This window comes from Burkholderia sp. SR8 (assembly GCF_052851275.1).
This window is the reverse complement of record NZ_JAULUC010000056.1, coordinates 1-4028: the sequence shown is the minus strand read 5'-3', so window position 1 is coordinate 4028 and position 4028 is coordinate 1. Positions and strand designations below refer to the sequence as shown.

The 4028-nt window shown below is 66.3% G+C and carries 4 protein-coding genes; all 4 read right to left on the bottom strand.

Translation table 11 applies throughout. The features are described from left to right. Positions 1-1043 (bottom strand): MraY family glycosyltransferase (locus Q3A80_RS31695; protein WP_446332717.1); only part of this gene is annotated, 1043 nt, incomplete at its 3' end. A gap of 27 nt (positions 1044-1070) precedes the next feature. Then, the gene (galE, locus tag Q3A80_RS31690) at positions 1071-2093 is read right to left on the bottom strand and encodes a UDP-glucose 4-epimerase GalE (protein ID WP_446332716.1); all 1023 of its coding nucleotides are present in this window, start codon (positions 2091-2093) and stop codon (positions 1071-1073) included. Between the two features lie 14 nt (positions 2094-2107). After that, the gene (locus Q3A80_RS31685) at positions 2108-3244 is read right to left on the bottom strand and encodes a glycosyltransferase family 4 protein (RefSeq protein WP_446332715.1); all 1137 of its coding nucleotides are present in this window, start codon (positions 3242-3244) and stop codon (positions 2108-2110) included. A 43-nt stretch (positions 3245-3287) separates the two neighbouring features. Further along, a partial coding sequence (locus Q3A80_RS31680) for a glycosyltransferase (RefSeq protein WP_446332714.1) occupies positions 3288-4028 on the bottom strand: 741 nt, incomplete at its 5' end.

The window sequence follows — 4028 nt, the reverse complement described above, 5'->3', positions numbered from 1 at the left end:
AGATAAAGCCAAACATAAGTGAGCGCGAACAGCACGACAAAAACGAACAGATGCACGGTATGCCGCCAGAACAGCGTCGCCGGGATCACCGCGACGAGGCACAGCAGCCACAGATAGGGTGACGTGAGCGAATTCCGCCGCGTCAGATCATGCGCATGCTTGGTCCCGACGGCCCACCGCATCAGCCGCTTGTACACGAGCATGTGCAGATGCACGCCGTCCGGAATCCCCGGCGACATCCCGCGGATGAACTTCTTCCGGTAGATCGAGAAGCACGTCTCGAAGATCGGATACATGAACAGCAGCACCGGATACCACGCCGATACCTCGCGATTGCGCATCACGAGCATGATCGCGAGCTCGGCGAGCATGAAGCCGATGAAATACGCGCCGCCGTCGCCGAGAAAAATCAGCCCGGCCGGAAAATTCCACAGGAAGAAGCCCAGCACGGCGCCCATCATGATGATCGACGCCGACATCACGACCGGGTCGTTCACGTGGAAGGCCACATACGCGAGCGACGCGAACATCATGAAGCTGACCATCGACGCGAGCCCGTTGAAGCCGTCGATGATGTTGATCGCGTTGGCGAGCGCCGCGACCGCGAGCACCGTGATGAACGCCGAGATGGCCACGTAGCCGAGCAGGAAATCGAGCGGCGGCACGCTGATGCGCTTGACCGCGATGCCCAGCAGCCAGAACGCGAGCGCGGCCGCGCCCATCGTGCACAGCAGCCGCGCGCGCGGCGACACGCGCTTGGTGAGGTCCTCGACGAGCCCCGACAGGAACGCCGGCAGCCCGCATGCGGCGATCCCGAGAATGCTGCCGGCGATCGTCGGATAGCGCCGCGACAGGATCAGCGCGGCAACGACGACCCCGGCGAGGATGCCGATGCCGCCCACACGCGGCACCGGCCGCACATGGAATTTCTGCACGCCGGCCAGGTCGCTGTCGATCGAGAATTTCTCGTGCAGATGCGCATAGCGCACGATGAACAACGTGACGAGCAGGGAGACGATGAAGCCGGACGCGAAGCTGAGCATGGGATCGCTCGAAAAATGGACAGCGGATTATACAAAACCGCGCGGGTTCCCCTCCTGCCATTTCCAGTGGTCCGCACACATCTCTTCGATTCCGAGCGTCGCGCGCCAGCCGATCAGGTCGGCCGCGGCCTGCGGATTCGCATAGCACTCGGCGATGTCGCCCGGGCGGCGCGCGACGAGTTCGTACGGCACCGGGCGCCCGGACGCCTTCTCGAACGCGCGCACGACTTCGAGCACGCTGTAGCCCTGGCCGGTGCCGAGGTTCACGACGAAGCTCGCATCGCGCTTCGCGAGCGCGTCGAGCGCGGCGATGTGCCCCTTCGCCAGATCGACGACGTGGATGTAGTCGCGCACGCCGGTGCCGTCCGGCGTCGGGTAGTCGGAGCCGAACACGCGCAGCTTCTCGAGCTTGCCGACCGCGACCTGCGCGACGTACGGCATCAGGTTGTTCGGGATCCCGGCCGGATCCTCGCCGATCAGCCCGCTCGAATGCGCGCCGACCGGGTTGAAGTAGCGCAGCGTCGCGATGCGCCACGACGGGTCCGATACCTCGAGGTCGCGCAGGATCTGCTCGGCGATCAGCTTCGACTGGCCGTACGGATTGGTCGCGGACAGCGGGAACGATTCGTCGATCGGCGAGCGCTCCGGCACGCCGTACACGGTCGCCGACGAACTGAACACGAACTGCCGCACATTGCGCTCGCGCATGATCTTCAGCACGGTGAGGAGGCCGCCGAGGTTGTTCTGGTAATACTCGAGCGGCTTCGCGACCGATTCGCCGACGGCCTTGAGCGCCGCGAAATGGATCGTGCCGGTGATCGGATGCGCATCGAACACCTTCGCGAGCGCGGCTTCGTCGCACACGTCGACCTGGTGGAATGCCGGCGTCCTGCCGGTGATGCGCTCGATCCGGCGAACGGCTTCGGCCTTGCTGTTGACGAGGTTGTCGACGATCACGACATCGTAGCCGTTGTCGAGCAGCTCGACGGCCGTGTGCGAGCCGATATAGCCCGCACCGCCGGTAACGAGGATGGTGCCTTTAGCGGTCATTCTGATGTGCTCCTTCAGAGTGTGATGCCGGTCAATGTATGGATGGTCTGCCGGTAGCGTTCGACGACCTGCTGCTCGTCGAATTCCGCCGCCACCTTGCGGCGGCCGCGCGCACCCATCGCGTCGCGTCCGGCGGCTCCCAGTTCGATCATGCGGATCAGCTGCTCCGCGAGGCTCGCGCTGTCGCGCACGCGGCACAGGAAGCCGGTTTCGCCGTCGGCGACGACGTCGCGGCAACCGGGCACGTCGGTCGCGACGATCGGGCGGCCCATCGCGGACGCTTCCATCAGCGTGCGCGGCACGCCTTCGCGGTACGACGGCAGCACGACGCAGTCGGCCGCCGCGATGTGCGGGCGCACGTCGTGCGCTTCGCCGAGATACTCGACGACGCCTTCGCCGACCCACGCATCGACGTCCGCGCGGCCGATCGCGCTCGGGTTGTCGACGCCGAGCGGGCCGAGCAGCTGGAAGCGCGCGTCCGGATAACGGGCGCGCACGACGCGCGCGGCCTCGACGTATTCGCGCACGCCCTTGTCCCACAGCAGCCGGCCGATCAGGATGAACACCGGGCCGCGGCCGGCAGGCAGCGGCACCGGCGCAAACTGTTCGAGATCGACGCCTTCGCCGTGCAGCAGCCGCGCGCGTTTGGGATGCGCGAGCAGCTGCTCGTCGGTGAAAGTCGCGAGATCGTCGCGGTTCAGGAACCACACTTCGCGCGGGAAGCGGAACGCGAACCGGTACAGCCGTTTCGCGACGCTGGCCGCGCGGCTCTTCTGGATGAACACGTAGCCGAGCCCGGTCGTGACCGCGATCGACGGCACGCGCGCGAGCCATGCTGCGATCGACCCGTAGATGTTCGGCTTGATCGTGTAATGGAACACGAGATCGGGCTTCAGCGCACGGTAATGACGCATCAGCGCGGCGAGCGTGCCGAGATCCTCGCGCGGGCTCGTACCTTTCGACGCGACGGCGAGCGCGACGTAGCGGCAGCCCATCTGCTCGAGCAGCGGCACCGTGCGGTCGTGCGGCGCGATTACGATGACCTCGGCGCCGCGCGCGACGAGCGCACGGATCAGCCCGTGGCGGTACGTGTAGATCGCCCAGGCCGTGTTGCAGACGAGCGCGATGCGCAGCGAGGAAGTAGCGGACATGAAAAAAAAGAAAAAATAAAGCGCCGAAAACGCCGAATGCGGACTACGCGGACGGCCGCGCCGCGAACAGCGTCTGCTTGATCCGCTGCAAGGTACGGTACGGCATCACGAAATGCAGCAGATTCTTGGCGAGGCCGGCCCAGTCGTACGGGTTCAGCACGTTGAAGTGACGCAGCAGCAGCGACAGGGTCGACATCAGCTGCCGGCGGCGCTTGGTCGCGCTGATCCCGCCCTCGTTGAGCTCGTAGTAGAGGCCGAGCTCGGGCAGGTTCGCGCAATCGTAGCGTTGCATTAACCGTAAAAAAAGATCGAGATCCTCGGCCGCCCGATACTTTGCACGGTAATTGCCGACTTCGCGCACGGCGTCGATGCGCAGCATGACCGACGGATGCACGAGCGGCGAGCGCAGGAAACGCGTGCGGCGCAGCGTGCGCGGATCGGCGGGCGGCGTCAGCATGAAGCGCGGCTCGCCGGCACGCGACACGACCTGCGTCCACATGCCGACGCACGCCACCCGCGGATGCGCGTCGAGATACGCGCGCTGTTTCGCGAGGCGCTGCGGCGCGGCGAGGTCGCCGGCGTCGATCCGTGCGGCATAGCGGAAGCCGCGCGCCGCGAGCGCGTCGATGCCGGCCTCGAGCGCGCGCTCGATGCCGCCGTTCTGTGGCATGCGAAGCACGTCGATCGCGAGGCCGGGCAGGTCGGGCGCGACGATCGGCGGCGTGCTGCCGTCGTCGACGATCAGCACGTGCACCGGCGTGTCCTCGCGAAACGACGCGAGGGT

Coding starts and splice junctions, on each gene's coding strand:
- galE (WP_446332716.1), bottom strand. CDS start 2,093: ATGACCGCTAAAGGCACCATCCTCGTTACCGGCGGTGCGGGCTATATC.
- Q3A80_RS31685 (WP_446332715.1), bottom strand. CDS start 3,244: ATGTCCGCTACTTCCTCGCTGCGCATCGCGCTCGTCTGCAACACGGCC.